The following is a 25094-nucleotide window of genomic DNA, read 5'->3' as shown; positions in this document are numbered from 1 at the left end:
GTCAGGCCACTTCGAACAGGCCGGCGGCGCCCATGCCACCCGCCACGCACATCGACACGACGGCGTACTTCACGCCGCGGCGCCTGCCCTCGATCAGCGCATGGCCGACAAGGCGCGAACCGGTCATCCCGAACGGATGGCCAATGGCGATTCCGCCGCCATTCACGTTGAGCCTTTCGGGGTCGATATCCAGCTTCTGCTGGCAATAGACCGCCTGCGAAGCGAAAGCCTCGTTGATTTCGAACAGACCGATGTCCTCGACCTTAAGCCCCGCGCGGTCGAGCAGCTTGGGGATGGCGAAGACCGGGCCAATGCCCATTTCCTCGGCGCCGCAACCAGCGACCTGGAACCCGCGATAGATGCCCAGCACTGGACGTCCTTCGGCACGCGCAGTGTCGAGATCCATCAGTACCTGCGCCGAAGCGCCATCGGAAAGCTGCGAGGCGTTCCCGGCAGTGACATGGCGGCCCTCTGCAATGACCTGACCACCCTTGAACACCGGCTTCAGGCCAGCAAGAGCCTCATAGGTCGTGCCCGCGCGCACGCCCTCGTCGCGGTCCAGTGTGACCTGTTCCTTGCCGGTCTCGTTGCCTTCCTTGTCGAACAGCGCCTTCGTCACCGTGATAGGCACGATTTCGTCGTCGAACCGGCCCGCCTCCTGCGCGGCCGCCGCGCGCTGCTGCGACAGTGCAGCGAATCGGTCCTGATCCTCGCGGCTCACGCCATAGCGCTCGGCCACGATCTCGGCGGTCTCGATCATCACCATGTAGGCGTGCGGGTCCGCCGCCTTGATGAATTCGGACCGGTTGCGGAAGGCGGGCGCGTGCTTGTTGATGGTCAGCGAGATGCTTTCCATGCCCCCGGCCACCGCAACGTCGATCTCGTTGCACATGATCCCCCGCGCGGCCAGCGCGATGGCGTTGAGCCCGGATGAGCACTTGCGGTCCAGAGTGAAGCCGGCGGTCGTGTCGGGCAGGACCGAACCGTGCACGGTCAACCGACCGAGGTTGTAGCTCTGCGTGTTCCAGTGGTTGCCGACGCCGAGGTAAACGTCGTCGACCCGCGCCGGGTCAATGCCCGCACGCTCGATCGCGGCATTGACCACGTGCGAGGAAAGGACAGGGGCCTCGGTGTCATTGAAGGCACCGCGGTAGGCCTTGCCCACGCCAGTGCGGGCGGTCGAAACGATGGCGGCTTCACGCATGTTCGCGTCCTCTCAGGAAAATCCGTGCATGTTGGTCGGGCCAAAAAAAGCCCGCATTTCGATGACCTTGCCGTCATCGTCGAACCGGAACGTGTCGATCACCTCAACCCGCTGGTCCCTGCCTTCCCAGTGCAGGTGGACGGTAAAGGCGAAGGCCGCGTAGGGACCGCAGATGCGCACCGGCCCGTCCAGCTTCAGCTTGGCCCCGGTCTGCATCGAGGCGGCATAGAACGCGAGGATCGCTGCCTTGCCGACGTGCGGCGGCGTTCCCACCGGGTCTTCGACCGTCGCACCTTCGGCGAACAGCGCAGCAACCCGTTCGGGCGCGCCGGCATCGAACGCGGCGACATATTCGTGGACAGCGGCTTCCATTGCCTTGGGATCGGTCATCGCGCTCACTCCGGAAAATAGCGACTGATTGTGTCGAGCACGCAGGCTGGCTTGTCCTGGCCCTCGATCTCGACAGTGACGCGCACGACCGACTGGATCGCGCCCTTTACTTCCTCGACCGAGACGATCTCGCCCGTCCCGCGAATGCGGCTCCCCACCTTGACCGGGTTGAGAAAGCGCAGCCGGTCCGCGCCCACGTTCACCGCATGGGCAAAGCCGCGCACTTCGATCAGCTGCGGCAGGAAGTAGTTGACGAGGCTCATCGTCAGATAGCCATGCGCGATGGTGCCGCCGAAGGGCCCTGCCTTGGCGCGCTCGACATCGACATGGATCCACTGGTGATCGCCGGTCACCTCGGCAAAGCCGTCGACGCGGTCCTGCTCGATGGCAAGCCACTCGGTCGGGCCAAGTCGGGTGCCTTCCTTGCCGATCAGGTCCGCCGGACGCTCGAAGATCGCCGTCATCCCTCAGGCCCTCTGGCTAGAGACGGAAACGATCTCGCCGGTCATGTAGGAAGACAGGTCGCTGGCCAGGAACAGCATGACGTTCGCGACTTCCCACACTTCAGCCGGACGCCCATAGGCTTCGGTCTTGACCAGTTCGGCCAGGCGCTCCTCCGTCGTCACCTTTGCCAGGAAGGGATGCATGGCAAGGCTGGGCGCGACAGCATTGATCCGCACGCCATGGTCCGCCGCTTCCAGCGCGGCGCAGCGGGTGAAGGCCATCACGCCGGCCTTTGCCGCAGCATAGTGGGCTTGCCCCTTCTGTGCCCGCCAACCCAGCACCGAAGCGTTGTTGACCATGACGCCGGACTTGTTGGCATACATCGCGGGCAGGAACGCCCGCGTCATCCGGAACAGGCTTGTCAGCGTCACGTCGATCACGCGGCTCCACTGGTCGTCGGTCATGTCCACGACATCGACCTCGCCGCCCAGCCCCGCATTGTTGATGAGGACGTCGACCTTGCCGAGCTTCTCCAGCGCCGCGTCGCGCAGGTCCTGCACCTGTGCTTCGTTGGTCACGTCGCAGACAACGGTCGCCGGGCGCTCGCAACCCACTTCAGCCGCGATGCGGTCCGCCGCTTCACCGAGCCGGCGTTCATGGAAGTCGCTGATGAGCAGGCGCGCGCCTTCTTCGGCGGCGCGCTTGGCAACGGCAAAGCCGATGCCAGTGCCCGCCGCTGCGGTAACCACCACGGTCTTGCCCTTCAGCATGCCGAGCGGAGTGGGATAGGGAGGAACGGAAACGCTCATGCTTTGCCTCTCGGTTGGGGCTTGATCATTGCGAGCCCCTCGGCTCGCGCGGCATGCCAAGTCCGCGTTCGGCGATCAGGTTGCGCTGGATCTGATTGGTGCCGCCATAGATCGTGTCGGAGCGGCTGAAGAGGTACATGTTGGGCAGCGCCCCCCATGCATAGTCATCGCCTTCGGCCAGTTCGGCGGCCTGGCCGATGACGTCCATCGCCAGCTCGCCAAGGTCGCGCCGCCACGTTGCCCACTGGATCTTGTAGGTCAGCGCTGCGCCATCGATGGCCGACAGGTCGGTGTTCGAAAGCATCCGCAGCGCGCCATAACGCATCAGGCGAAGGCCGATCTCGGCCTCGGCCACGCGTTGGCGGATCACCGGGTCGGCGGCCTTGCCATTTGCGCGGGCCGCCGCAATCACCGCGTCCAGCTCGTTGCGGAACTGCATCTGCTGGCCCAGCGTGGAAACGCCGCGCTCGAACGCGAGCAGAGCCATCGCCACCTTCCACCCCTCGCCCGGGGCGCCAAGCATGGCATCGCTCGCACAACGTGCGTCGGTCAGGAAGGTCTCGTTGAACTCGGCCTCACCGTTCATCTGGCGGATGGGACGCACCTCGATGCCGGGCTGGTCCATGTCCATCAGCAGGAACGACAGGCCCTTTGGCCCGACCGAGCCGTCCTCGGTGCGCGCCACGACGAAGATCATGTCGGAATAGTGGGCAAGGCTGGTCCAGACCTTCTGGCCGTTCACCACCCATTCGCCACCATCGAGCCGCGCCTTGGTCTTGACGTTGGCAAGGTCGGAACCGGCGTTCGGTTCGGAATAGCCCTGGCACCAGATCTGCGTGCCCCCGGCAATGCCCGGCAGATAGCGCGCCTTCTGCTCGTCGGTGCCAAAGGCAAGGATCGTCGGCCCGGCAAGTTCCACGCCGATGTGGTTGATGCGGTTAGGAGCGCCTGCCCGCGCATACTCCTCGGCGAAGATTACCTGCTGCGCGAGAGTCGCATTGCGACCGCCCCATTCCTCGGGCCAGCCGATGCACGACCAGCGGTGCGCGGCAAGCTGCTGCTCCCATTCCTTCCGGCGCGGGATCTCGTCGCACAGGTTGGGGATACCCCGGATATCGGCAAAGGGGCCGGCCATCTGCGCCTGCAGCCAGCCCGCGCACTCGGCGCGGAACGCCTCGTCCTCTGCCGAAAAGCCAAGCTTCATGCGGCCACTCCCAGGACCATGCCGGCAATCTGCTCTCGATGCCACTGGCTGTCGCCCAGCATCGAACCGATCGAACGGGCGCGCTTGAAGAACAGGTGCGCGTCGTGTTCCCAGGTAAAACCGATGCCGCCGTGAAGCTGGATCATGTTGCCCGCGCACATGTGGAACGTATCGGCGCAGAACGCCTTGGCGGAATGGAGCGCGAGCTGCGCTTCATCGCTGCCTTCGTCCACCGCGCAGGCTGCCCAGTAGACGGCAGAGCGTGCCTGCTCGATCTCGATCATCATGTCGGCCAGGCGGTGCTTGTAGGCCTGGAACGAACCGATCTGCCGCCCGAACTGCACGCGTTCCTTCGAATAGGCGACAGTGCGGTCGAGAGCGGCCTGCGCACCGCCAAGTGCTTCTGCGGCAAGGCACAGCCAGCCCGTCACGTGAAGCGCGTGCAGGGCGGCGGCGTGATCCGCGAACGGCTCGGCAGCGGCATTGTCCAGCGTGATCGTGGCGAGCGGACGGGTCTGGTCCATCGTCACGTGCTGTACCACGCTGACCCCCGGCGCATCGGCTTCTACCAGCCAGCAACGGTCGCCCGCGGCAAGGACGAGGAGGTCTGCGGCCCCGCCGTGCGGAGCGAAGCGGAAGGTTCCGCTCAGCTTGCCTTCGCCGACAGTGAAGTCATCGGACCACGTGGCGGTCGCGATTGCCTCACCCGCCACCAGCGCCGGAAGCCAGCGGACTCGCTGTTCGTCCGTCCCGCCCGCAACGAGAGCGTGCGAAACGCGGGCGTTGCCCAGCAAGGGAAGCGCGGCAACCTGGGCCCCGGCGGCTTCCGCGATCAGCGCGAATTCCACCATGCCAAGGCCAACCCCGCCCATTTCCTCGGGAACGCCGATCCCGGCAAGTCCCAGTTCGGTGCAGAAGCTCGACCACAGCTCGCGATCGACACCGTCCGAGGCCATCGCCTTGCGGGTGCGTTCGCTCGTCGCGTTCTCGGCAAAGAAGGCGCGGGCGGTTTCCGCGATCATCGCCTGTTCTTCGGTAAATGCGAATTCCATGTCAGTCTTTCCCGGTTCAGGCAGTTGTCAGGCGGTGCCCCAGACCTTGCGCGGCGGCACCCGCTCGGAGAGCAGCTTGTCGACAGCCGCTCCAACGTCCGACGGCTCCCAGCGCGCCTGGCGATCCACGAACGGGCCTTCGCGCCATCCGTCCTCCAGCATGATCTTGCCGCCCTCGAGTTCGAACACGCAGCCCGAGACGTGTGCGCTGGCGCTGCTGCCGAGCCACACCACCGTCGGCGCGACATTCGCAGGATCCATCACGTCGAAAGCCTGTCCTTCGGTCGCCATCTTGTCGGCAAAGGTCTGTTCGGTCATGCGCGTGCGCGCAGATGGGGCGAGCGCATTGGCGGTAATTCCATAGCGTCCCAGTTCAGCCGCCTGGACCAGCGTCAGCGATGCAATTCCGCCCTTGGCGGTGGCGTAGGCCGCCTGAGCGATCGAACCCTGAAGGCCCGCGCCGCTCGACGTGTTGATGATCCTTGCGTCGGGGTCCCGGCCATCCTTCTGCTTCTGGCGCCAGTAGTTCACGGCATGGCGCGAAACGCAGAAGTGGCCGCGCAGATGCACGTGCATCGTCGCGTCCCATTCCTCGACCGTTGCCGACACGAACATGCGGTCACGCACGATACCGGCATTGTTGACCACCACGTGCAGGTCACCGAACGCCTCCAGCGCGGCATCGACGATCCGCTTGGCGGCATCCCAGTCGGTGATGTCCTCGTAGTTGGCGATCGCCTTGCCGCCGGCGGCGCGGATTTCCTCGACCACAGCGTCCGCCGCGCTGGTATCGCGTCCCTCGCCGCCAAGCGATGTGCCGATGTCGTTGACGACGACGTTCGCCCCTTCCGCCCCGAACGCCAGTGCATAGGCGCGGCCGAGGCCGCGGGCGGCGCCAGTGATGATGACGGTGCGGTTGTCACAGATGCCCAAGGCAATTCTCCCGTGAAATGTCTCAGCCGACCGGCAGCAGCAAATGCTGCGAAAGGTCGCCTATGTAATCGAGCATGGAATAGTCGCGCGTCGCGAAGCGCCAGGCCCCGCCTTCGCGCACGAAGGTGTCGTGGTAGCGGCCCGAGGCAATGGCCTGAAGCGGCAGGTCCGGAGTCTGCTGGAACACCGTATAGACCGACCGGCAACTTGCCGCATTCGCCGCCTCATCGATCTCGATGATCGGGTTGGTCACGACGTGGCGGGTGCGCGGGGTGCCGCACGGATGGATGCGTACGAAGGCGCGCCACTGTTCCAGCATCGCCGCCCCGCCCTCGACCACTCGCCCGCCGCCCAGCGTGACGCGCGCGCCGTCGAACATGCGCGACACCTCCTCGAGCCGGCCCGCGTCCATCAGTTCCGCGTATCGGTAGAGCAAGTTGGCGATTTCGGTGGCGGCGCCCATCGCCGTCAAAGCCTCTCGATGATCGTGACGTTCGCCTGGCCGCCACCCTCGCACATCGTCTGGAGGCCATAGCGGCCACCGGTGCGTTCAAGGGCGTTCAGCAAAGTCGTCATCAGCTTGGCACCGGTCGATCCGATCGGATGGCCCAGCGCAATCGCGCCGCCGGACACGTTGACCTTCTCGTGCGGGATATCGAGCTCCTTCATCCACGCCATCGGTACGGAAGCGAACGCTTCGTTGCATTCGAACAGGTCGATGTCCGACAGCTTCATGCCCGATTTCTGCATGGCATAGCGCGTTGCCGGGATCGGCCCGGTCAGCATCCACACCGGATTGTCGGCACGCACCGACATGTGATGGATGCGCGCGCGTGGCTTCAGGTTGTGTTCCTTCACCGCACGCTCGCTGACGATCAGCAGGGCCGCCGCACAGTCCGAATTCTGGCTTGCGTTGCCCGCCGTGACTCGCCCGCCTTCACGCACGGCGCTCAACGAAGCCAGCCCTTCCAGTGTCGTGCCGGGACGGATCGTCTCGTCACGATCTAGTCCTTCGAGCGGCACGATCTCGTTTCTGAACCAGCCCTGCTCGGTCGCGTACTGCGCGCGGCGGTGGCTCTCGTAGGCGAAAGCGTCCATTTCCTCGCGGCTGAGGTTCCACTTTTCGGCGATCATCTCGGCCGAGCGGATCTGGTTGACCTCCTGGTCGCCATAACGCGCGTCCCAGCCCTTGGCGCCGATGAACGGGCTTTCGAATCCATATGCGGCACCGGCTGTCATCGCGGCCATGATCGGAATTCGGTTCATCGCCTGGCTGCCACCGGCAACGACAATATCCTGCGTCCCGCTCATCACGCCCTGTGCGGCAAAATGCACCGCCTGCTGTGCCGACCCGCACTGGCGATCGACGGTCACGCCCGGCACGTCCTCGGCAAGTCCTGCGACGAGCCATGCCGTGCGCCCGATATCGCCCGCTTGCCCGCCGATCGTTTCGGTGCATCCCCACACCACATCCTCGACCAACGCAGGATCGAAGTCGTGCCGCGCCATCAGTTCGCGGATCGGGTGTGCAGCAAGGTCTGCCGGATGGAGATGGGCGAGGCCGCCCTTTTTGCGCCCGACGGGCGTGCGCACGGCGTCGATAATGTAGGCTTCAGGCATGTTCGGTCTCGCGGGCAAAGGTCTGGTCGGCCCCGACGGGCTGGCTGAAGACGCGGGTGGCGATGCGATTGCGGTGGAAAGCGGGCGTGCCCCACGAATGGGTCAGCGCCAGCGCGCGCTTGAGGAAGAGGTGGACGTCGACCTCCCAGGAATAGCCCATTGCGCCATGAACCTGGATCGAGGCGCGCGCGGCCTTTTCGGCAGCCTCGAGCGCGACGATCTTCGCCTCGGACACGCGGGCGCGGGATTGCACGTCGGCATGGCCGATCTCGGCCGCGGCAGCGAGTACGACCGGCCGCGCGAACTCGACCGCGACCTGCGCGCTGGCAAGGTGGTGCTTGACCGCCTGGTAGGAGCCGATGGGCTTGCCGAACTGGGTACGGTCCCTGGCATAGGCGACGGCGAGGTCGACAGCGCGCTGGGCAAGGCCGAGGCCTTGCGCGGCGGCAAAGAGCGAAGCCCGGTCGAGCGCCATGGTCCAGTCGACAGGCCCCAGATCCTCCGCGTCGGCCTCAGCCCATTCGATGCGGAACAAGCGGCGGAAGGGATCTATGGTTTCGGCCGGCGTCAGCCGCACCTTGTCCGGCGTGGCGAGGAAGGCGCGGCCATTCTTCTCGATCAGGATCGCAGCCGCGATGTCGGCATTGGCAACGACCGGGTTGATCGCGGGCGCAACCGCGATGATCGCGGAGGGATCGGCAAGCGCCGGGTAGTCGGGCGCAAGAGCGGCAAGCATCGGTGCGCCGATGCCCGCGCTTTCGGCAAGAGGTTCGGGCAGTGCGACGTAGCCCGCTTCCTGCGCAATCAGGGTGAAATCAAGCTCGCCAAGGCCGAGCCCGCCCGCTGCTTCGGGCAACAGCAGGAGGGTGAAGCCGTTCTCGACGATCTGCCCCCAGCGCTCGGCATCGAAGGCAACGCCCTGTTCCATCATGCGCCGCCAATGGTCGGGCGTGCAGGTATCGCCCAGCAGCGTGCGGGCAGTCTCGGCGAACATCTGCTGTTCGGCGGAGAGGGTGAAGTCCATCTCGTTTTCCCCGTTCAGCGCGGCAGGCCGAGCATGCGCTCGGCAATGATGTTGCGCTGGATCTCGTTCGAGCCGGCGTAGATCGGCCCCGCCAGCGAGAAGATGTAGTCGTCAAGCCATTCGTGATCGCCTGTCGGCGGGACCAGCTCGGCTTCCGGCCCGAGGATCGCGAGCGCGGTCTCGTGCAGGTGGATGTCCATTTCCGACCAGAAAATCTTGTTGGTCGAAGCTTCCGGCCCGATCTTCGCGCCCGCCATCAGGCGCGATGCGGTCTGATAGATCGACAGCGCATAGGCATCGGCATTCATGTGCGCGCGCACGACCTCGGCCTCCAGGCAGGGATCGCAGTCGTGCTTGCGGGCTTGCCACAGATGCGAAAGCGCGGCGGCAGCTTCCTGGAAGCGAGCCGGGCTGCGAAGCATCAGGCCGCGCTCGAAGCCAGCAGTCGCCATGCAGATGTGCCAGCCTTCACCTTCCTGGCCGAGCCGGTTGAAGGCAGGCACACGCACATCCTCGAGGAATATCTCGGCAAAGCCGACGTGACCGTTGATCTTGCGGATCGGATTGCGGGTGACGCCAGGCTGGTCGAGCCGGAAGAAGATCAGGCTCATGCCCTTGTGGCGCTCGCTCCCGGGTTCGCGGAACAGGCCGAAAGCCCAGTCGGCAAAGGCCGCACGGCTTGACCAGATCTTGTGACCATTCAGGACATATTCGTCACCATCACGAACCGCAGTGGCGCGAACGCCTGCAAGATCCGATCCTGCCTGAGGCTCGGACCAGGCTTGCGCCCAGATTTCCTCGCCGCTCGCCATCGGCGGAAGGAAGCGAGACTTCTGTTCGTGCGTGCCGAACTCCATCAGCGTCGGGCCGAGCAGGAAGATACCGTTCTGGTTGACGCGGCCCGGTGCGCCCGAACGGTAATATTCTTCCTCGAAGATCAGCCACTGGATGAGGTCGACCCCGCGCCCGCCGTATTCCTTGGGCCAGGTAACCATGCCCCAGTCGCCGGACTTGAGCGTCGCTTCCCAACGGCGGTGGGCCTCGAAGCCCTCACGCGTAGCGTCGTAGTGTTCGAGCGGCTCCTTCGGAACATGCGCTTCAAGCCAGGCGCGCACTTCGGTACGGAACGCCTGCTGTTCGGGGGTGTAGGTCAGGTCCATCGTCAGAACGCCATCATTAGAATTGGGCCGCCTTGCCGGTCTCGACGAAGGCGTCACGCGCCTTCTGGCTGTCCTCGTGCATGTACATTTCGAGCGTGAAGCCCTGTTCCCAGCGATAACCGCGATCGACATCGCGTGCCTCGAGGCCGTTGAGCGCTTCCTTGGCGATCACGAGGGCCTTCCGGCTCTTGGAAGCGATGACGCTGCAAAAGGCCTGGGCTTCGGCGACAAGATCGGTGCGGGGCACGACCTTTTCGACCGCGCCAAGGCGATAGGCTTCCTGCGCGGGAATGTTGCCGCCGGTAAAGAACGCCGCGCGCACCTTGTGGAGCGGCAACATGCGCGACATATGGCTAGCCCCGCCCATTGCCCCGCGGTCGACTTCCGGCAACGAGAAGAACGCGTCGTCGGACGCGATGATGACATCACTTGCGCCGCAAATGCCGATGCCCCCGCCGATCACGAACTTGTGCACGGCAACGACGACCGGGATCTCCGCTTCGTGGATCGCCTTGAAGGTCAGGTAGTTGCCGCGATTGAGCACGGTGATGCGTTCGGGGTGGGCCTGCATCTCCTTGATGTCGACGCCGCCGCAGAAGCCGCGCGAGTCCTCGGCGGCACGGATCAGGACGACGTTCGCTTCCGGATCGGACGCCGCCTTCTTCACGATGGCGGGCAGCGACATCCAGGTCTCGCTGTCGAACGCATTGACGGGCGGAACGTCGAACACGATTTCGGCGATGCGGTCCTTTACGGTGAGCGTGATCGGCATGGGGTATCCCTCGTCCTCGAAAATCAGCTTGCGCAGAGCGCGGAAAGGCGGCCGTGCGCTTCGGCCATGATACGATCGACCAGTTCCTGACAGGTCGGGATCTCGGATATCCGGCCGCCGACGACGCCGGTCGCCATCACGCCGTTCTCGATGTCGCCATCAACCACCGCCTTCTGGATCAGCATCGGCATGGTTGCGGCCATCATCGCCTGCTTGAGCGGAACGTCCCCGTGACCGGTCATGCCGCGCGCCGCCTTGATGAAGTGCAGCCAGGACGCGCCCGTCTGGCGCTTCATCGCGGCGCCCGCCTCGAAGGCGCGCAGCCACATGGCAAGCGATCCGGACTTTTCGATCCGGTCCATCAGGCGCGTCCGGATCATGCGCTGGGGGATGCCGTCCAGCTTGGTCGTGACGATGATCTGGTCTGTGCCTGCCTTGAGGTAGGCCGCCTTTGCGCTGTCCGGCACGGGGCTTTCCCGAGTAAGCAGGAAGCGGGTGCCCATGGCGATGCCGACGGCACCATAAGCGAGCGCGGCAACGAGCCCCCGGCCATCGGCAAAGCCGCCGCTGGCGATGACGGGCACCTTCACTGTATCGAGGACCTGGGGCAGCAGTACGGTCGTCGGCACCGAACCGGTATGTCCGCCGCCTTCCCCGCCCTGGACGCTGACCATGTCGACGCCCAGTTCTTCCATTTTCTTCGCGTGTTTCACCGCGCCGACGGTAGGGATGCAGAGAATGCCCGCATCCCGGAAGCGCCCGATCATCTTGGCATTCGGGCCGCGGCCGAAGCTGACCGCGCGCACCTGGTCACGGTTGGCGAGGATCAGTTCCACGATCTGGTCGGCGCCGGGCTGGAACGAATGGAAGTTGACGCCGAAAGGCCGGTCCGTCCCACGGCGAACGGCGAGGATCTTTTCGCGGCATTCATCAGGCGTCATCACCGCCGCGCCGAGGAACCCGAAGGCCCCGGCATTGCTGCTGCCGATGACGAGGCTGGGCTCCGCCACCCAGCCCATGGCGGTCTGGATGATCGGAGCGCGGCAGCCAAGCCGCTCGACAAGGACGGTGTGGAGCGCGCCGGACATCAGGCCTCGCCCGCCTGCTTCTTGTTCGCCGCCGCCGCAGAGGTTCCGCTGACACCTGCGATCGAGTTGCCGGTGACGATGTCGTTCTGCGCATGGGCGAAGTGGTGCATGTGATAGACCGCGTCCATTGCCGCGCGCTTGCCACGCAACTCCTCGACGTGGTTGACAGCCTGCTTGGTCAGCCAGTTGCCGAGGCGGTTCTGCCCGGCAAGCTTGTTGGCCCAAGCGGCGGCGGCCTCGCGCAGTTCGGCGCGCGGTACCACCTTGTTGACCATGCCGAAGCTGTGCGCGCGCGATGCGCTCATCCGTTCGCCCAGAAGGAGGAACTCCTTGGCGACACGCGGGGGCAGTTCATAGGCGTGGGCGAAGTATTCGACGCCTGGAATGCCCATCAACGGATTGACCGGGTCCTGGAAGAAAGCATCCTCGGAAGCGACGATCAGGTCGCAGACCCACGCAAGCATGAGGCCGCCCGCAACGCAGGCGCCCTGCACCATCGCGATGGTCGGCTTGGAAATGTCGCGCCAGCGGCGGCACATGCCAAGGTACTGTTCCTGCTCGCGCGTGTAGAGCAGTTCGGCGCCCGGCTTGTTGGCATGGGGCGGGAACAAGAGGCGCTTGTCGAATTCGTGGTGCAGGTCGCGCCCGGGCGTGCCGATGTCGTGCCCGGCGGAGAAGTGCTTGCCCTCGCCCGCCAGGACGATAGCCCGCACGGCATCGTCCTGGACGGCGCGATTGAAGGCGTCGTCGAGCGCATAGGTCATCTGCCCGTTCTGGGCATTGTTGAACTGCGGCCGGTTCATCGTGATCCACGCGACGGCACCGTCCACTTCGTAGCGGACGGGTTCGTCGGTTTCGTAGACGATGTCGACTTGCTTCGGCTCGACGAGGTCAGTCATCGCTCTTCTCCCTCAGGCAGCCCGCTTTGCAGGCGGGTTGTCCTTGATCACGGTGGCGCGGATGTTGTGCGGATCGAGGGCCGCAATGACCTCGAGGGCTTCTGCGGTCGGCAGCGGTGTTTCAGGCAGGTCTGCAAGCCTGTGCAGTTCGAAGCCGGTTGCAGCCTGCACCTCCTCGAAGGTCACGCCGGGATGCAGCGAGACGACGCGGATCGCGTGCTCGGGGCCGCCGAAGTCCATGACGCACAGGTTGGTGACGATGCAGCGCAAGTCGACGCCCGAATAGTTGCCGCCCGGTACGCGCTTGGCAGGGTTGTAGCCCACACCCGAGATCATATCCACTTCCGGCACGAAGACGCGCGGCCCATGCGCCGGGAAGAAGAACGAATTGGGGTGGTAGATCGTGTTGCCCGGAAAGCCGCGCACGCCCAGCATCTGGGTCTTCGGCTTGTTGTAGGTGCCGCCCATGTACGACAGGTTGATCTGGCCGAAACGGTCGAGCTGCGTCGGCGTGACCATGGCGTGGCGGCGGCCCGACCACACTGCGCTGTCGAAGAAGCGCGAGAACGGAAGGTAGCCGGCGGGTTTACGGTCATCGTACTTGCGCGGGCCAAGCGGCACCGGCTGTTCGACCAGATAGGCCTCGCCGTCGGTCATCATCAGCCCGGGCGTGTGGGTCAGCTTGGCGAGGCCCGCAGCGATGCGGGGCACCGGGCCGACGCCGGTCGCGACGATTTCGCCATTATCGCGGAAGGCTTCCGAACAGGCGAAGATACACAGGTCTACGAGAGTCACGTCGGTCATCAGAAAATCGGCAACGGAAGACCCGCCACCGCCTCCTTTCCGCCAATGGTTTCAAGATATTCGGCCTCGGAAGCGCCGACGAAGCGGTCCTTCACTGCAGACCAGTCGCCCGGGTCGCGGGCGGCGTCGGCGTACGCCTTGAAGGCCTTCATGTCCCAGCCATAGTGCGGGGGCATGGAACTCGGGTGAGCGCCAAAGGGCATTTCGACCACGCCAGTCACGAAGCAGCGTTCGAACAGGTTGGCCTGCGCAGCTTCGGGGTAGTGGTCCTCCATGCGGTCGACCAGCTCCTCGCAGCTTACGTAGGTCTTCGCGGCGGCCTTGGCGAACCACTCGTCGTAGTAGCTGTCCGCGCCGAAGACCTGCACGTTCCCACGCCAGTCGCTGCGGTTGACATGGATGAGCGCGGCGTCGAGCTTGAGCGCGGGCATCGCGATCAGCGTTTCGCCATCGTCGTAGGGAGACTGCACGGTCTTCAGTCCGCCCAGTTCGGCAAGGTCGGTCCCGAGGCCCACGCGGGTGGGTAGGAACGGCAGGCCGAAGGCGGCCGCCTTGAGGCCCCACTGGAACATGCCCTCGTCGAGTTCCAGCACCTCGAGCGCACCGCTCTCGCGGCTCTTGCGGAACCAAGGTTCAAGCGGAATGGCATCGAGACTGACGAAGGCGAAGACGAGCTTGCGCACCTTGCCCGCCGCGCAGAGCATGCCGACATCCGCGCCGCCGTAAGCGACGACGGTGAGGTCCTTGAGGTCCGAACGCATGATCTCGCGCACGAGCGCCATGGGCTTGCGCCGAGGGCCCCATCCGCCGATGCCGATGGTCATGCCGTCGCGCAGTTGTGCGACGATCTCGGCCGCCGTCATGCGCTTGTCCAATGTCTTGCCGTCGAGGCTCACGCCTGTTCTCCCTGTTGTTCCTCGAGCGCCTTCTGCCAGGCCCAGACATGGCCCCACTCGCTCGGCACGAGATGGGCAGTCGGAGTCCAGCTCGCCGGGTCGATCACCAGCGGATCGGCGCCGATCTCGATGTCAAAGCCCGATGGCGTCTGCATATAGAAGCCGAAAGTCTGGTCGTTAACGTGGCGGCCAAGCGAGGCGCTCTCGGGCACCTTGTTCGCGCGCATCCGGTCGTGGCACTTGCCCACGTCGCTCTGCGTCTTCATCTCGAGCATGAGATGGATGCAGGCCGAAGGCGGCATCGGCATTTCCGCGATGGCGACCGAGTGGTGACGGCCGTTGTCGGCGTGCATGAAGGCAAAGCCCATGCCCGGATCGGCCGGATCGTCGGAGAAGCGGAAGCGGGGAATGTCGGTGTCGTGGAAGCCGATCGCCTTGTAGAAGGCATGGCATTCATCGAAGTTCGGCGTGGCGAAGACCGCGTGGCCCATGCCCATGTCGCCGGTTACGAAACCACTGACTCCGACGGGCGAGACAAAGGAAACGTCGTCGCGCGTATCGCCGTGGAAGAATTCGAGGCCGTTGCCGGCCGGATCGCTGGTGCGGAAGAATGCTGCGACGCCGCGCGCGGCAACACCGGCTGCATCGCCATCTTCGACCGGACGGCCTGCCGCCACGACCTTGGCCCTAAGCTCGGCCAGCTCGCCTGCATCGCCCACTTCATAGGCGGAAGCAACGAGACGATCGGACGCGCCACGTTCGATCCAGAAACGGAAGGGACGCCCGTCGATGCGATAGGTCGCAACGCCATCACGCGGTGCATCGCCCCGCATGACGCCCACTACCTGCGTAAGGAAGTGGTCCCATTGGTCAGCCTTGGCCGTCTCGACCATGACGTAGCCCAGTGCCTTGATCCCCATGGACGTCAGTTTCCTTTCACGAGGTCGAGGAAGTATGGCCGTTCGCCGCCCCCATCGACATTGATGCGCGCGCCGCTCACCCACGAGGCAAGACCGGAGCAGAGCCAGAGCACCGCACCTGCAATATCCACGCCCGTGCCCATGCGCTGGAGCGGGAGTGAACGGCCGACGGCAGCCTGGGCCTCGTCGTCGCCGTAGGTTTCGCCCGCGGTTTCGGTCTGCATCAGACCGACGATGATCGCGTTGACCCGTACGCCGTCCGGCCCCCACTCCTGAGCGAGACTCTGGGTGAGGTTGAGAAGACCGGCCTTGGCGGCGCCGTAAGCTGCCGTCATTGGCGAAGGCCGGATGCCGGAGACGCTGGCGATGTTGACGATGCTGCCTCTGCGCGCGGGTTGCATGTGCGCGAAGGCCGCCTGCGACATGTACATGGCGGCGTGAAGGTTAAGTCGCACGATCGCATCGAAGAAGCGGGGCGATGCGGTAGCGGGGGCCTGCGGCGATCCGCCGGCATTGTTGACGAGGATGTCGATCCGGCCGTAGCGGGCAACGACCGCATCGACCAGCGCCGTGGCCTGATCGGGCTCGCGGATATCGGCCGCATGGAAGTGGAGACCCTCGGGAAGATCGTCCGGTTCGGTCCGCCCGCACACCGTCACGGCAGCACCGGCACGCACCAGCGCCTCGGCGATCTGGCGCCCCAGTCCGCGCGTTCCGCCGGTGACGATCGCCACCTGTCCGACAAGGTCGATATGGTCTGCGCCCTGCACTGGGCCTCTCTCCCTCGGCATTATGGTGCGTGCGGGGTTTCCCGACAGCGCACCGGATTCGAAATCGCCAATATCGAAAGGCGATTTGGTTTTCAATTGACGATTTGCGTATCCAATGCAATTGGAAATTACGAATGCAGTGCACTTTCACGCACTGCCGAGTCGATTGACCTTACGTTCCGGGGGAGAGGCCGCTCCATGGCCAGCGCTGCTGCAATTTCGGTTCCGGGCAATGGCCCGACAGGCGACGAACTCGTCGCACGCGCAAGGGCCATGATCCCCGTGCTGCGCCAACGCGCCGCCCAATGCGTCGCAGGCCGCGACGTCCCCGCACAGTCCATCGCCGAAATGCAGGAGGCGGGCTTCTTCCGCATCCTCCAGCCAAGGCGCTGGGGCGGCTACGAAATGCATCCCAACGTCTTCTACGACGTACAGCGCGCGCTCGCCGAAGGCTGCATGTCCACCGGCTGGATGTTCGGCGTCGTCGGCTGCCACCCCTACGAGATCGCCCTGTTCCACGAAGAGGCCCAGGCCGAAGTCTGGGGCCAGGATACCTCCACCCTCGTCTCCTCCTCCTACCAGCCCGTCGGCAAGGTCACCCCGGTCGAGGGCGGCTACCGCCTCTCGGGCCGCTGGGGCTTCTCCACCGGATCCGTCCACTGCCAGTGGGTCGTGCTCGGCGCCATGGTCCCCCCACGCGAGGAAGGCGGCGCGCCCGACATGCGCGCCTTCCTCCTGCCCCGCTCCGACTATGCCATCGATACCGACGCATGGCGCGTCTTCGGCCTCCAGGGAACCGGCAGCCACGACGTCATCGTCGACGACGTCTTCGTCCCCGAGCACCGCACCCACCGCTCGCTCGACGGCTTCCTGTGCACCAACCCCGGCCAGCAGACCAACCCCGGGCCGCTCTACACCCTGCCCTGGGCTCAGGTCTTCATGCGCTCGGTCTCCACCGCAGCCTTCGGCGGCGCACGCGCCGCCATCAACGCCGCCATCGAGATCGCCGAGAGCCGCGTCTCCACCAACACCGGCAAGGCCTCCAAGAACGACCCCTTCCTCATGGCCGCCATCGCCCGCGCCCATGCCGAAGTCACCGAAATGGAGCAGACCCTGCGCCTCACCTTCGACGACCTGATGGGCCATGCAGAGCGAGGCGAGGCCATCCCCATGGATAAGCGCACCCTCTACGCATACAACTCCGCAAGCGTCGTGCGACGCATGGCCGACCTCGTCGACGACATGGTCAAGCTCCTCGGCGGACGCGCCATCTACAACCACAGCCCCATCATACAGCCATGGCTCGACCTCCACGCCGGAAGGGCCCACGTCGCAAACGATCCAAACAATCGCACGCAAGACCTCGTCGGCGCATTCTCGAAACAACCTCCAAACTTCACATTCCTTTGAAGACCCGCGCCCGCTCGAGGCGCACCCGACCATCCAGAACATGACGGCAGACGCCGCGCACATTTGGGAGAGAAAAATGATCCTCAAGGACAAGGTCATCATCGTTACCGGCGCAGGGCCGGGCATGGGGCAAGCCGCGTGCAAGGGCGCAGCGCGCGAAGGCGCAAAGGTTGTCGTGACCGCGAGGTCGAAGCAGGCGATCGAGGAAGTGGCGCAGGAAATCGTTGCGGCGGGGGGCGAGGCCATAGCGGTGCCGCTCGACGTGACCGACATGGACCAGTGCCGGGCGGCGGCAAAGGCGGCGGTAGACAAGTGGGGCCGGATCGACGGCCTCGTCAATTCGGCCTACTATCACCCTGACTGGGCGCCCTTGATCGAACACGACGTGGATCAGGTGCTTCGTGCATTTGACGTGGGTGCGGCCGGCGCGCTGCGCATGTGCATGGCGGTTTACCCGACGATGAAGGCGCAGGGCGCCGGCTCGATCGTCAACATCTCCACGCTCTGCACCCGCAAGCCGATGCCCGGCGAAGGCGGCTATGGCATGGCCAAGGGCGCACTGAACCACATGACCCGCCATCTCGCGGTCGAATTCGGCGGCAGCGGCATCCGCGTCAACACGGCACTGATGGGCTGGATGATGGGAGCCCCGCTAGAAGGCTTCATGGAAACGCTGGGCAAAGGAGCCGAGGCCTTCCGCAAGCAGCGGGCGAGCGAGATTCCGGTCGGCCACATCCCGCCCGACGCAGACTGCGCCAAGGCCGTCTACTTCCTGCTGTCGGACTACAGCTCGGAAGTGACGGGCGCGATGCTCGACGTGAACGGTGGCGACTGGGTAGCGGCCTGAGGAGGATTGGGATGCAACTTGAATGGATGAAGAGCGCCAAGACCCTTGCCGAAGACCCCGTCGAAGGCTTCGACCCCGAGGCAGTGACGGTCAGCGAGGTGTTCGAGATCGCCGCGCCTGCACGCATCGTGTGGGGCCTGCTCACCGACTTGCCCAACTACAACGCCTGGAATCCGTTCTGCATCCGCGCTGATGGCAAGATCGAGCTTGGCCATGCGGTCTCGATGACGCTGATAAATTATGCGGCGCCCGGATCGCTGTTTCCCAACTGCGAATTCATCAGCTCCATCGTTCCGGAACGGCAGATTTCGTGGGACCTGCCCAACGATCCGGCCTGGCCCTATCCGGCCCGGCGCGACCAGGTGATCGAACCGACCGGCGAGGAGAGCTGCCGCTATTTCTCGACCGACGCTTTCCTTGGCACCAATGGCATCCATGTCTTCCGCTTTGCCGGACCGTGGGTGAAACGCGCGTTCGACGACACCGGCCGCGCCCTCAAGGCTCGGGCCGAAGCCCTTTATGCCGCAGAAAAGAAAGCCTGATCCCGCAATGGCCTATACTCTACAGCAACTGTCCGACATGGAAGAGATCAAGGTGCTGAAGCACCGCTACTTCCGCGCCATCGACACCGGCGACTTCGCGGCCCTGCCTGCATTGTTTACCCAGGACATCGACTGCACCTACAACGGCGGCACCTACAAGGTTTCGCTCAAGGGACGTGACGCAATGGTCGAGTTCCTGTCGAACTCGTTCCATTCGGGCGCACTGGCGATGCACATCGGCATCATGCCTGAAGTTGCCGTGACCGGCGACAACAGCGCCACCGGCATCTGGTATCTGCAGGACGTGTTCATCGATCTCGAGAAGGACGACCACACCTTCGGCACGGCGATCTATACCGACACCTATCGCCGCGAGGGAGGCACCTGGAAGATCGCCAGCACCTACTACGACCGGGTGATCGAAGTGCTGACCAAGTTCAGCCTGACCAACGGTCGCCCGAGCGTGCAACGCCTGGCAACGACGGGCCGCAAACCCGAGGAGCGCACCGACATCAGCAAGCTGATTCACTGGGATTCCTGATCCACTCGGATTCTTGATCCCCAGGGACGAGCTGGAAAGAGGGCCCCTCTCCTCGCGGAAAGGGGCCTTTCTTCTTGCTCAGCGCCTGAACGAGAGCGTCGCCCAGTAGCGGCGCGGTTCGTTGAAGTAGCCTTCGAGGAAGCCGAACGAAGTCCGGGCATCATAACCCGCAACGATGATCCGGCGATTGGTCACGTTGTCCACCGCCAGCCGCAGCGAGAGACCGTCCACCGGCAGGCGCAGGGTGGTGCTGAGGTTGAGGATCGCATGATCCGGCGCGCGCAGTTCGGGCGTGTTCTCCACATCGATGAAGTTCGCGCTGCGATACGTCGCATCGGCACGGAAGGTCGCGTCCATCCGCTCGCCAAGCGGAAGCGTATAGGACATCCCGAGGCTGCCGGTCACTTCGGGCGCCTGCTTCAGCTTGCGCCCGCTGACGTCGGTCGGAACGCCGGCAATGACCGAGACGTACTTCTGGTACTTCGCATCGAGCAGGCCGAGCGAACCGTCGATGCGGAAGCGCGGCGAGACGCGGACCGTGCCCTCCAGCTCGATTCCCTGGATGCGCGACTTGCCGGCGTTCTCGGTACGAACGACGATCAGGCCCGTGTTCTCGCTGACCGTGCTGATGAGGAGCTGCTGGTCGCGATACTGGTTGCGGAAGACGGCGAGGTTGAGCGTGAGGATGCGGCCGAACTGGCTCTTCACGCCGACCTCGAAGGCATCGAGATGCTCGGGATCGTAGGAGCCGATTTCCTCTAGCGAGGTCGGGCGACCGTTGAACCCGCCGCTGCGGAAGCCCTGCGACCAGGAAGCATAGGCAAGAACGTCGTCGCGCAGCTTGTAGCTGAGCGAGACCCGCGGGGTGAAGGCATCCCAGCTCTGTTCAAGCTCGTAGGAAGGCGTGCCGAACAACAGCGGGGTGTTGCTGTAGACCCGGTTCGCGGCCTGGTAGAACGCCTTCTTCTCGTGCGTGTACCGACCGCCCAGTTCCAGCGTCAGCCTTTCGGCAAGAGGCACGGTGGCGTTGCCGAACAGGGCAAAGTTGGTGGTCGTCTGGCGGTTGTCGAAGTCGATGTTGAAATCGAGGAATTCGGGCGGCAGTTCGAGCACGTCGGTCGAGAATTCAGCAAAGCCGGATGCGTCGTAGAGACCGTCGGCCACGACGAGGCGGGTGAGATCCTTCGTCCGCTCGCGGTAATAGTACGCGCCAAGAAGGAGCGAGCCGCGATCGAAGATCGAGGTGGTGAACTGCAGTTCCTGGCTGAACTGGCGGGCGCGTTCATTGTGGAAATCGCCGGCGTAGTTGACCTCAGCCGAGGCATCACCGTCGCGGCCGAACTGGGCATGGACCCAGCGGTAGGCGGTGATCGACTTGAGCTTCGCGCCGCCAAGGTCGTAGCTCAGCGTAAGCGAGGCGTTTGCCGCATCCGCGTGGTCGCGATTGAGCGAGGGCGTCGTGTCGGTCCGGTCGATGCGATCCGGCACAGTGCAACAGGGCGCGATGAACAGCGATTGCAGCGTCGAGAAGAACGTCGGCGTGAAGTCCAGCATGCTGTGCGCGGCCGAGTTCTGGCGGCGACGCAGGCCGTCAACCTGTGCGATCGCCTCGAAGGCGCCGCCCTGGTAGCGCAGGACCGCGCGGCCATTCACCACGTTGCGGTTGCCAAGATCCTTGCCCGAGGGCACGCGCTGCCAACCGTCGCCCCATTCGCCAAGCCCCGAAAGGCCGAGCGAGAAGCCGCCACCAAGCGGAAGCGCGGCGCGGGCACGGACGCGGAAGTCGTTGTAGGAGCCGTAACGGACATCGCCCTCGAACTCGGCCGTGTCACCGGGCATGCGGGTAACGACGTTGATCGCGCCGCCCACGGTGTTCTTGCCGAACAGCGAGCCCTGCGGTCCGCGCAGCACTTCGACCCGCTCTACGTCGAGCAATTCGGGCGAGGCACCGAAGGTGCGGGCGACATAGACGCCGTCGAAATACGTGCCGACCGCGGGGTCCGCGGTGATGATGAAATCGTTTTCGCCCACGCCGCGGATGAACGGCGCGATGGCGCCGCCGTTACCGCCGGTACCGGGCGTGAACTGGAGATTGGGGGCGACCTGCTGGAGATCGGTCACCGAACCGATGCCACGCGCATCGAGGGCGCTGGCCGACAGCGCGGTAACGGCGATCGGCACGTCCTGCAGACGTTCTGTGGTCTTGCGCGCGGTGACGACGATTTCTTCCGCGCCGTCGACCGCAGCCGCGTCCTGCGCGCGCGCTGGTACCTGGGCCAGACCGCCGGCAGCCACTGCCACTGCGAGCCACGAAGCGCCACGCGCCATACTGTTCCTCATCTTCCCTCCTGAAAAGACCACCGCCAGCGCGATGGATTCCCAGGGCCGCTACGCCTTGCCAGTTCAATTTTCAACAATATGCGTAATTTGCGTTAGAAAGATCAATTTATTCTTCGCATATTGTGTCACGAATGCATCACTTGTCAAAACTGCGGACGTTCACGGCCGTTCCAGCGTTGCCTTCAGCGTATTGAGGAACGCAATCACCGGGCCTCCGTCGAGTGCGCGGTGATCAAACGAAAGGGAAAGACGCAGAAGTGGGCGGACGGCCATGGCCCATGCATCGCCATCCTTGATGGCAACCGGCGCGCGCACGATCCCGGGCAGGCCCAGAAGCGCGACCTGAGGCGGATTGAGCAGCGCCTCGGCGCGCACGACCGGGCCCATCGATCCCGGGTTCGAGATGGTGAACGTGCCGCCCTCCATATCCTGCGGGCGAAGGGTACCGGCGCGTGCCTTGTCGGCCAACGCCGCGATGGCATCCGTGAGGCCGCGCGCGTTGAGGCTTTCGGCATTGCGGACGACGGGGACGACCAGGCCTTCGGGCGTATCGACGGCAATGCCGAGGTGGACCGCCCCAAACTGGACCATCGCGTCCTCCCGCCAATGCGCATTCAGACGCCGATGCTGGAGAAGCGCCGCGATGGCGGCTTCGGCGATCATTCCCAGGACAGAAGCACCGTTCCCCTCGACGGACCTCCTGCGCGCGAAGAGCGCCGTAAGATCGACCTCCATATCGGCAGTCAGCGTGGGGATGGCCGCGGCTTCGACCATCCGCTGGGCGATCGTGCGGCGACGGAGCGAATGGGGGACGATCTCGCCATCGCTTCCGGGCCGGGGCGGGGAAACGGGAACAGGCGCGGGCCGGGGCTTGGCGCTGGCAGCCAGAACATCCTTGCCGCTGATCTTGCCGCCCATCCCCGTGCCCGTCACGGTCGCCAGGTCGACGCCATTCTGCGCCGCGAGCCGACGGGCCAAGGGCGATACGCGGCGGCCGCCAGCGGCATCCCTGGAGACTGGCCGGAGAGCATGCAGGCCGGGGGCGCTGACCGCAGCGGGCAACGTTGATGACGGAGACGGCGCAGGCTCCGATGCAGGCATCGGCTGCGGGGACAGAGCGGCGCGCAGAGTAGCGGGGGCCGTGCCGGGCAGCGCCCAGAGCCCGATGCGATCGCCAACCTTGAACTCGTCGCCCACGGCGGCAAGGTGGCGCGCCAGAACACCGGGACCTTCGGCCTCGACTTCCACCGAAGTCTTGTCGGTTTCGATCTCGTAAAGCACCTGGCCGGGTTCGTAAGCCTCGCCTTCCTGGACCCGCCAGTTCAACAGGCGCGCGTTCTCGACAGAGCCCATGCGGGGGATGCGCAGTTCGTTCAGCACCGGCGCCTCCTTCAGATCGCGGCTAGACGCCGAGCTTCGGCGGCGATGGCATCGACGGATGGAATGGCCGCCTGTTCGAGATCGGCGTTCTGGCAGAGGGGGAAGTCCCGTGCTCCCAGCCGCAGCACCGGCGCATCCAGATCGAAGAAGGCGCGCTCCTGGATCTGCGCGGCAATCTCTGCGCCCGGTCCGGCGGTGCGGAAGGCCTCGTGGACGACCATTGCGCGATGGGTGCGGGACACGGACTCGAGGACGTGTTCCCAGTCGAGCGGCACGAGGCTGCGCAAGTCGATGACTTCGGCGTCTATGCCCTCGCTGGCGAGGCGTTCTGCAGCCTTGAGCGAGCGCGGCGCCATCGAGCCATAGGTGACGATGGAAAGGTCAGCCCCCCGGCGGCGCGTGACGGCCTTGCCGATGGGAACCACGAAATCCGGGTCGAGCGGTACGTCGCCTCGGCTCCAGCCAAGCCCCTGGACCGAGTGGAAAAGGACCGGGTTCGGCTCGCGAAGTGCGGCCTTCATCAGCCCCTTTGCGTCTTCCGCGGTGGACGGCACCACCACCTTGAGCCCTGGGAAATGCATGCCGAGGACTTCCGTGCACGACGAATGCTCCGGCCCTGCCCCGCCCATCGCGCCGATGGGGAATATGATGACCGCCGTCATCGGCACGTCGAGGCCGTGCATGTAACGCCACTTGGCGAGCTTGTGATAGATCTCGTCGCCTGCGATCAACGCAAAGTCGCCAAAGCCCATGTTGATGACGGGTTTCATCCCGGCGATGGCAGCACCTGCGGCCAGGCCCGCCTCGAATGCTTCCGCAATGCCGCAGTCAAGCACCCGGTCGTTGCCGAACTCCGCGACCAGGCCCTTCTCCATGCCGAACCAGCCGCCGGTGACGACGCCCTGGCCCATGATGAAGATGCTGTCGTCGCGCCGCATCTCCTCGACAAGGCCAAGCCCCATCGCGGCGTTGTAACCCATGGTTTCAGACGACATGGTAAAGGTCCCTCTCGATCACCGAGACATCGGGTTCGGGCGCAGCTCTGGCCGCTTCATAAGCGGCAGCCACTTCCGCATCGGCCTGCTCGACGATGCGCGCAGCAACGTTTCCGGCCAGCCTTGCGGCGAGAAGGTCCAGCGGATCGCGATAATCCCTGAGATAGTCCGGGTCGCGATAGTGCTGAGGATCGCCGGCGTAGTGGCCGTGCTTGCGGGTAACCTTTGCCTCGATGAGGGTCGGCCCCTTCCCGGCCCGGGCGCGGGCCGCCGCTTCGCGCGTTGCTTCCCAGACGGCGACCGCGTCCTGCCCGTCGACGATCACCCCGGGAATGCCATAGCCCTTGGCAAGGTTCGCGATGTCGGCGGTCGCCGAGACCTGCTCGGTCCGCGTGCCGACAAGGAGGCCGTTGTTCTCGCAGAAGTAGATCAGTGGCAACTTCCAAGCGGCCGCGTGCATCATGGTTTCATGGAACGTCCCGCGCGAGGCAGTGCCGTCACCGAAGTTGGCGAGACTGACACGGCCGTCCTTGCGGATCTTCGAGGCAAGGGCAGAACCGGCCGCAAGCGGATAGACGGAACCAAGCGTCGCGCCCTCGCCCATGATGCCAAGGCTGTAGTCTGCCCAGTGCGGGACTCCACCACCCTTGCCGCCCGTTGCGCCATTCGTCTTGCCAAGGAGGTCGCCAAGGATTGGTAGCGGGTCCATGCCCTTTCCGATTGCCCAGGCGCAGCCGCGGCCCTGATACCAGACGTAATCGTCAGCTTCGAGCGCAGCCGTGGCGCCGATCGGCGCGGCTTCCTGCCCCTCACCCGGATGCCACCAACCGGAGAAGCGCTCTTCCCGCGTGTGGCGCAACATCAACGTCTCGACCGCACGCGAGACGGCCAACTTGTGAAACATGCTTTCAAGCAGCGCAGGGTCCGGCCCGGACATGCTTTCTCTCCCATGGGCAAACGCCACGTCGCGGCGGCCCCTTCTGCCGAAAGAAATACGCATTTAGTGCAATTCGTCAACTCACACTATGTTTTGCGTATCCATAATCGGGA

The 25094-nt window shown here is 65.0% G+C and carries 26 protein-coding genes; 4 read left to right on the top strand and 22 right to left on the bottom strand.

All coding sequences use genetic code 11. From position 1 onward, the window contains the following. Window position 1: 1 nt before the first annotated feature. The 18 genes from SARO_RS19705 to SARO_RS19620 are packed head-to-tail and all read right to left on the bottom strand — an operon-like array spanning window position 2 to window position 15989. On the bottom strand, window positions 2–1204 hold the full coding sequence (locus tag SARO_RS19705) for an acetyl-CoA C-acyltransferase (protein WP_011907007.1): 1203 nt from the start codon (window positions 1202–1204) through the stop codon (window positions 2–4). Between the two features lie 12 nt (window positions 1205–1216). Next, window positions 1217–1594 (bottom strand): steroid Delta-isomerase, encoded by a 378-nt coding sequence (locus tag SARO_RS19700; protein WP_011907006.1) that lies wholly within the window; start codon window positions 1592–1594, stop codon window positions 1217–1219. A 5-nt stretch (window positions 1595–1599) separates the two neighbouring features. After that, complete coding sequence (locus tag SARO_RS19695) at window positions 1600–2058, bottom strand: MaoC family dehydratase (RefSeq protein ID WP_011907005.1); 459 nt, start codon at window positions 2056–2058, stop codon at window positions 1600–1602. Window positions 2059–2061: 3 nt separating this feature from the next. Continuing rightward, window positions 2062–2847: an SDR family oxidoreductase gene (locus SARO_RS19690; RefSeq protein ID WP_011907004.1), complete on the bottom strand. Its 786-nt coding sequence runs from the start codon at window positions 2845–2847 to the stop codon at window positions 2062–2064. A 25-nt stretch (window positions 2848–2872) separates the two neighbouring features. Then, window positions 2873–4051 carry an acyl-CoA dehydrogenase family protein gene (locus tag SARO_RS19685; RefSeq protein ID WP_011907003.1) on the bottom strand — a complete coding sequence of 393 codons (1179 nt, stop codon included), beginning with the start codon at window positions 4049–4051 and terminating at the stop codon, window positions 2873–2875. Then, window positions 4048–5103, bottom strand: a complete 1056-nt coding sequence (locus SARO_RS19680; RefSeq protein WP_011907002.1) for an acyl-CoA dehydrogenase family protein — start codon at window positions 5101–5103, stop codon at window positions 4048–4050. Before SARO_RS19680 ends, SARO_RS19685 begins: the two co-directional genes overlap by 4 nt. Window positions 5104–5130: 27 nt before the next feature. Next, window positions 5131–6036: an SDR family oxidoreductase gene (locus SARO_RS19675; RefSeq protein WP_011907001.1), complete on the bottom strand. Its 906-nt coding sequence runs from the start codon at window positions 6034–6036 to the stop codon at window positions 5131–5133. A 22-nt stretch (window positions 6037–6058) separates the two neighbouring features. Then, the gene (locus SARO_RS19670) at window positions 6059–6499 is read right to left on the bottom strand and encodes a nuclear transport factor 2 family protein (protein ID WP_011907000.1); all 441 of its coding nucleotides are present in this window, start codon (window positions 6497–6499) and stop codon (window positions 6059–6061) included. Between the two features lie 5 nt (window positions 6500–6504). Continuing rightward, window positions 6505–7656: an acetyl-CoA C-acetyltransferase gene (locus SARO_RS19665; protein ID WP_041551665.1), complete on the bottom strand. Its 1152-nt coding sequence runs from the start codon at window positions 7654–7656 to the stop codon at window positions 6505–6507. Continuing rightward, entirely contained in the window at window positions 7649–8680 is a 1032-nt protein-coding gene (locus tag SARO_RS19660) for an acyl-CoA dehydrogenase family protein (protein WP_011906998.1), read from the bottom strand. The genes SARO_RS19665 and SARO_RS19660 overlap by 8 nt, the downstream gene beginning before the upstream one ends. 14 nt (window positions 8681–8694) lie before the next feature. Further along, the gene (locus SARO_RS19655) at window positions 8695–9840 is read right to left on the bottom strand and encodes an acyl-CoA dehydrogenase (protein ID WP_011906997.1); all 1146 of its coding nucleotides are present in this window, start codon (window positions 9838–9840) and stop codon (window positions 8695–8697) included. Window positions 9841–9856: 16 nt separating this feature from the next. Further along, window positions 9857–10612, bottom strand: coding sequence for an enoyl-CoA hydratase family protein (locus tag SARO_RS19650; RefSeq protein WP_011906996.1), 756 nt, complete (start codon window positions 10610–10612; stop codon window positions 9857–9859). 23 nt (window positions 10613–10635) lie between these two features. Then, entirely contained in the window at window positions 10636–11700 is a 1065-nt protein-coding gene (locus SARO_RS19645; RefSeq protein WP_011906995.1) for an NAD(P)H-dependent flavin oxidoreductase, read from the bottom strand. Further along, window positions 11700–12599, bottom strand: coding sequence for an enoyl-CoA hydratase (locus SARO_RS19640; RefSeq protein ID WP_011906994.1), 900 nt, complete (start codon window positions 12597–12599; stop codon window positions 11700–11702). Before SARO_RS19640 ends, SARO_RS19645 begins: the two co-directional genes overlap by 1 nt. Window positions 12600–12611: 12 nt before the next feature. Then, window positions 12612–13403, bottom strand: a complete 792-nt coding sequence (locus tag SARO_RS19635) for an acyl CoA--acetate/3-ketoacid CoA transferase subunit beta (RefSeq protein ID WP_011906993.1) — start codon at window positions 13401–13403, stop codon at window positions 12612–12614. Then, complete coding sequence (locus SARO_RS19630; protein ID WP_176929374.1) at window positions 13403–14266, bottom strand: CoA transferase subunit A; 864 nt, start codon at window positions 14264–14266, stop codon at window positions 13403–13405. Before SARO_RS19630 ends, SARO_RS19635 begins: the two co-directional genes overlap by 1 nt. Before the next feature lie 29 nt (window positions 14267–14295). Then, window positions 14296–15219, bottom strand: a complete 924-nt coding sequence (locus SARO_RS19625; protein WP_011906991.1) for a VOC family protein — start codon at window positions 15217–15219, stop codon at window positions 14296–14298. Window positions 15220–15224: 5 nt separating this feature from the next. Beyond that, window positions 15225–15989: an SDR family oxidoreductase gene (locus SARO_RS19620; RefSeq protein ID WP_011906990.1), complete on the bottom strand. Its 765-nt coding sequence runs from the start codon at window positions 15987–15989 to the stop codon at window positions 15225–15227. A gap of 198 nt (window positions 15990–16187) precedes the next feature. Here SARO_RS19620 and SARO_RS19615 point away from each other — a divergent pair, with 198 nt between their 5' ends. From SARO_RS19615 to SARO_RS19600, 4 genes are all read left to right on the top strand, one after another. Beyond that, the gene (locus SARO_RS19615) at window positions 16188–17399 is read left to right on the top strand and encodes an acyl-CoA dehydrogenase family protein (RefSeq protein ID WP_011906934.1); all 1212 of its coding nucleotides are present in this window, start codon (window positions 16188–16190) and stop codon (window positions 17397–17399) included. Between the two features lie 76 nt (window positions 17400–17475). Next, window positions 17476–18246 (top strand): SDR family oxidoreductase, encoded by a 771-nt coding sequence (locus tag SARO_RS19610; RefSeq protein ID WP_041551663.1) that lies wholly within the window; start codon window positions 17476–17478, stop codon window positions 18244–18246. An 11-nt stretch (window positions 18247–18257) separates the two neighbouring features. Then, on the top strand, window positions 18258–18788 hold the full coding sequence (locus tag SARO_RS19605) for an SRPBCC domain-containing protein (protein ID WP_011906988.1): 531 nt from the start codon (window positions 18258–18260) through the stop codon (window positions 18786–18788). Between the two features lie 7 nt (window positions 18789–18795). Further along, on the top strand, window positions 18796–19329 hold the full coding sequence (locus tag SARO_RS19600; RefSeq protein WP_041551661.1) for a nuclear transport factor 2 family protein: 534 nt from the start codon (window positions 18796–18798) through the stop codon (window positions 19327–19329). Window positions 19330–19407: 78 nt separating this feature from the next. On the opposite strand, the gene SARO_RS19595 is transcribed toward SARO_RS19600, so the two are convergent. From SARO_RS19595 to SARO_RS19580, 4 genes are all read right to left on the bottom strand, one after another. Beyond that, window positions 19408–21669, bottom strand: coding sequence for a TonB-dependent receptor (locus SARO_RS19595; protein WP_011906986.1), 2262 nt, complete (start codon window positions 21667–21669; stop codon window positions 19408–19410). A gap of 159 nt (window positions 21670–21828) precedes the next feature. Then, window positions 21829–23049 carry a dihydrolipoamide acetyltransferase family protein gene (locus SARO_RS19590; protein ID WP_011906985.1) on the bottom strand — a complete coding sequence of 407 codons (1221 nt, stop codon included), beginning with the start codon at window positions 23047–23049 and terminating at the stop codon, window positions 21829–21831. Between the two features lie 11 nt (window positions 23050–23060). Further along, window positions 23061–24044: an alpha-ketoacid dehydrogenase subunit beta gene (locus tag SARO_RS19585; RefSeq protein ID WP_011906984.1), complete on the bottom strand. Its 984-nt coding sequence runs from the start codon at window positions 24042–24044 to the stop codon at window positions 23061–23063. Beyond that, the gene (locus tag SARO_RS19580) at window positions 24034–24981 is read right to left on the bottom strand and encodes a thiamine pyrophosphate-dependent dehydrogenase E1 component subunit alpha (protein ID WP_011906983.1); all 948 of its coding nucleotides are present in this window, start codon (window positions 24979–24981) and stop codon (window positions 24034–24036) included. Before SARO_RS19580 ends, SARO_RS19585 begins: the two co-directional genes overlap by 11 nt. Window positions 24982–25094: the final 113 nt, after the last annotated feature.

It is taken from the genome of Novosphingobium aromaticivorans DSM 12444 (assembly GCF_000013325.1).
GTDB classification, from domain to species: domain Bacteria; phylum Pseudomonadota; class Alphaproteobacteria; order Sphingomonadales; family Sphingomonadaceae; genus Novosphingobium; species Novosphingobium aromaticivorans.
Note: the sequence above shows the minus strand (reverse complement) of the source record. Positions and strands in the feature narration are given on the sequence as shown.